The organism is Mangrovicoccus algicola (assembly GCF_014903745.1).
In the GTDB taxonomy this organism is placed as follows: Bacteria; Pseudomonadota; Alphaproteobacteria; order Rhodobacterales; family Rhodobacteraceae; genus Mangrovicoccus; species Mangrovicoccus algicola.
Genome location: NZ_JACVXA010000120.1, coordinates 1 through 4,035, shown reverse-complemented (window position 1 = coordinate 4,035; position 4,035 = coordinate 1). Strand labels below are relative to the sequence as shown.

The 4,035-nt window shown below is 64.3% G+C and carries 1 protein-coding gene and 3 pseudogenes; all 4 read left to right on the top strand.

The annotated features are described in order from the left end of the window. Positions 1 to 311: 311 nt before the first annotated feature. A pseudogene (locus ICN82_RS20840) lies at positions 312 to 1,388 on the top strand (IS3 family transposase); the annotation flags it as partial. Positions 1,389 to 2,094: 706 nt separating this feature from the next. After that, a pseudogene (locus ICN82_RS21410) lies at positions 2,095 to 2,330 on the top strand (DUF2493 domain-containing protein); the annotation flags it as partial. Continuing rightward, positions 2,330 to 3,091: pseudogene (locus ICN82_RS20830) on the top strand (Mu transposase domain-containing protein); the annotation flags it as partial. The pseudogenes ICN82_RS21410 and ICN82_RS20830, both read left to right, overlap by 1 nt. Further along, on the top strand, positions 3,088 to 3,909 hold the full coding sequence (gene istB / locus ICN82_RS20825; protein ID WP_193187195.1) for an IS21-like element helper ATPase IstB: 822 nt from the start codon (positions 3,088 to 3,090) through the stop codon (positions 3,907 to 3,909). The pseudogene ICN82_RS20830 and the gene istB, both read left to right, overlap by 4 nt. Positions 3,910 to 4,035: the final 126 nt, after the last annotated feature.

Below are 4,035 nucleotides of genomic sequence, written 5' to 3'. Positions count from 1 at the left end.
GTCTGCGAGTAATCTAACTCCCAGTCCGGGATCCGGGGGCAAGGTCAGGCCGGTGAAGGTCTGGTCGCCGATATGCGTCGTGTGTTTCGTAAGCGACCGCCCATCACCCTCGTTGTTTGACGCGTTGTGACGTCCGAGATGACGCCCCTAACGTAAGCGCTGCTCTGCCCCCTGGAAACAGGACCGTTTGAAGCTGGAGTTTTCGGCTACTCTATCTTGGCTGGGAGAGGAGCGGAAACGCATGAAGGCATCGAAGTTCACGGAGTGAGACGGGACCGTGGCCCCAGTGGGGCCGCGAAAGCCCGTCGAACCAAAAGGCCTTCATCCTGAAGCAGGGCGAGCAAGGCACGCCGGTCGCTGAGATCTGCCGCAAGGCGGGCATCAGCCAGGCGACCTACTTCAACTGGAAGAAGAAGTATGGCGGGTTGCTGCCGGACGAGATGCGCCGGCTGAAGGCGCTCGAGGACGAGAACACACGACTGAAGAAGATCGTGGCCGATCTGACCCTCGATCGGGAGATGTTGCAGGACGTGATCCGCCGAAAGCTCTGAAGCCTGGGCGTCTGCGAGAGATCGTGACCGGGATGTGCGTCGACTGGGGCGTGTCGATCCGGAAGGCTTGTGGGGCCATCTGCTTCGACACGTCCAGCTACCACTACAAGTCCCGGCGGACGCACCAGGGTGCCGTTGAAAGGCGGATCAAGGAGATCTGTGAGACGCGTGTGCGGTATGGCTCTCGCCGCGTGCATGTCCTGCTGCGGCGAGAGGGGTGGGTGATCAACATGAAGAAGACCCGTGGGATTTACAATGAGTTGGGACTTCAGCTGCGCCATAAGCACCCGAAGCGCCGGGTGAAGGCGAAGCTGCGGGAGGACCGCCAGGAAGCCATCGGCCCGAACGATGTCTGGGCGATGGACTTCGTTCACGACCAGCTCGCCATGGGCAAGAAGCTCCGCATCTTGACAGTCGTCGACACCCATTCCCGACTGTGCCCGGCGGCCGATCCCCGTTTCACCTATCGTGGCGAGGACGTCGTGCAGACGCTGGAGAAGCGTCTGCGCCCAGGTCGGCTACCCGAATACCATTCGCGTCGATAATGGCAGCGAATTTATCTCTCGAGACCTCGATCTCTGGGCCTATGCCAACGAGGTCACGCTGGACTTCTCACGACCTGGAAAACCGACCGACAACGGTTTCATCGAGGCGTTTAACAGCAAGCTTCGGTCCGAATGCCTGAACGCCCACTGGTTCATGAGCCTTGCCGACGCCCGCGAAAAGTTGGAAGCTTGGCGTCGACACTACAACGAGGACCGACCCCACAGCGTGATCGGATACAACGTCCCGATTGCCATGCATTATCCCGATGGCGTCACCGGCCCGTCATCGTGAGGCAGCTGGAAAAGTCCAACTTTCGGCGGTCCAAGGTTGGGGAGCAGAGCAACAACCTGCAGACTCTCGTTATGAATGAGGGACCGGAGGGGGGCAGGTCATTGCATATGACACGGCCTTTCCGTTGGCTGGAAAACTCTCTCGGCCATCGGATAAGGTGCCCGATGCCTGACGGCCTCCCCTGCTCGGCTTCGCGTGTCGCAGGGGAGATATCGGCCCTTGGCCGATCGCGCATTCGGCCTGCGGCCTCACCGCGGCGTCGCACCCGGCATCTCGGTTTGCCCGCCTCGCGAGCACGTCGCTCCCCGACCGCTCCGCCGGATTGTGCTCCAGTCTGTTTTGACCGGAGGCCAAAACCATCCCTCCGCTTCATCCGTCTCCCGCGTCCGGTCGCGGCGTTTGCCTGCTCGTGTCGGGCAAACCTACCGTCAATCACACACACATGAGCGCAGAAGCATATCCTCCGGATGGCCCCCAAATCAGCCCGCCTCAAGGATCGCAAAACTTTTCGGCAAGGGCGGTGCGCGCGGAGGTGTCAGCCCAGTGATCGACGGCGCGCCCTTGTTTCGCGACACGCCAGGAAAACTTTTGCGCCCGGCAAGCCGGCGGCTTCGCCGTCCCTGACCCGGACAGATTCGGTGACCTAGACGTACGGCCATGCCCCCACACTCACGTGGTGGCTCCACAACCATCTGGAGATACCGACATGGCTTACGACAACGTAACCGCCTAGAGACCATCGAACTCTTCGGGCTGACGGAGAAGGGCGCCGTCCTGCCGATCCCCGAAGACGACATCCTGAAGGACAGCATCACCCGCGAGACCTTCGAGGCGCTGCTCGGCCAGCTGCGCGGCACGGGGCTCGAGGGCGAGATCGAACCGCTCGCCCATGGGTTCGCCACGATCCTGCAGCGTCGCAAGGTCGCCCTCGGTAAGGAGCTTGGGGCCGCTTTGTCGCCAGCCAGAACCTGCAATCCGTCTTGCGCTGCCATATCGGCGCCTTCGAGGCGATCGGCGGCGCGCCGGAGGAAATCCTCTATGACCGGATGAAGACCGCGGTGATCGGCGAAGACGAGGCGGGCGTGGTGACCTACAACGCGTCGCTGGTCGCGCTGCTGAACCACTACGGCACCATTCCCCGGGCCTGCCGTCCCTATCGCGCTAAGACGAAAGGGAAAATCGAGCGGCCGTTCCGCTACATCCGGCAGGATTTCTTCCTGGCCCGCAGCTTCCGCAACCTCGACGACCTGAACACGCAGTTTGATGCCTGGCGAGCCGAAGTGGCGAACCCGCGGCTCCACGCCACTACCCGGCGGATCGTCGACGATGCCTTTGAGGGGGAAAAGCCTGCCCTGAAGCCGCTCCCCGCGATCCCCTATGATGCGGTGCTGACCATCGAGCGGCGGGTCAGCCGCGAGGGCATGGTCTCGGTCGGCGGGAATCTCTACTCGGTGCCCGACACGGCGCGGAAGCGCATGCTGGAAGTCCAGCACCACGCCAGCGAAGTCCGGATCTTCGAGGACGGCAAACTGATCGCCCGCCACCCGGTGCTCGAGGGCAAGGGCCTGCGCCGGGTCGACCCTGCCCATCGCAAGGCGCCGCCGCCGAGACCGCCCCAGCAGATGCCGGTCCAGGGCCTGCGCCGCCCGCTCGAGTTCTATGATGCCGTCGGCCGCCGCCTGGCCGCGGGCGGACAGCCATGAGCGGACAGCTCGACCGCATCCGCGGCGCCCTGATCGGGCTCCGGATGCCGCGCGCTCTGGAAGCGCTGGAACACATCCTGGCCCGGCTCGAGCGCGGCGAGATCACCGCCGTCGAGGCGATCGACGCGCTGCTGGGCGAGGAATACGCGACGCGCGAGGGCCGCCGCATCGAGGTCGCCCTGCGCACCGCCAAGCTGATGCCGATCAAGACGCTGGAAAGCTTCGACTTCTCGTTCCAGCCGTCGCTCGACCGGGAGCGCATCGCGGCGCTCGCCCAGCTCGACTTCGTCCGCCGCGCCGAGGTGGTTCACTTTCTCGGCCCGCCGGGCACGGGAAAATCGCATCTCGCCACCGCCCTGGGCGTGGCCGCGGTGAAGGCAGGGCGCACGGTCTATCGCGCCACGCTCGCCGAACTGATCGAAGCCCTGTCCCAGGCCGAGCGGTCAGGCCGCCTGCCGGAGAAGATCCGGTTCTACGCCCGCGCCTCGCTGCTGATCGTCGACGAGATCGGCTACCTGCCGATCACCCGAGGCGGCGCCAACCTGTTCTTCCAGCTCGTCAACGCCCGCTACGAAAAGGGAGCGATGATCCTGACCTCCAACCGCGGCTTCGCCGAATGGGGTGACGTGTTCGGCGATCCGGTCGTCGCCGCGGCGCTGCTCGACCGGCTGCTGCACCACGCGGTCGTCGTCCAGATCGAGGGCGCCAGCTACCGTTTGCGCGCCCATGCCGATCTCATTCCCGAGCACGTTCGCGCCAACGCGCCCATCATGCCGCCCCCGCCGCCGAAACTGAAGAACGGAGCTGCCGATCACTGACACCGGCTGATCGTCGGACCCGCCGAAGTGGGGAATTTTACTTCGGCACTTCTGGGGAATTTTGACTCGGCGTTGACACGCAGTCCAGCAGGTGCCAGCGGTCTGCAACCTGGACTGCATCGGGCA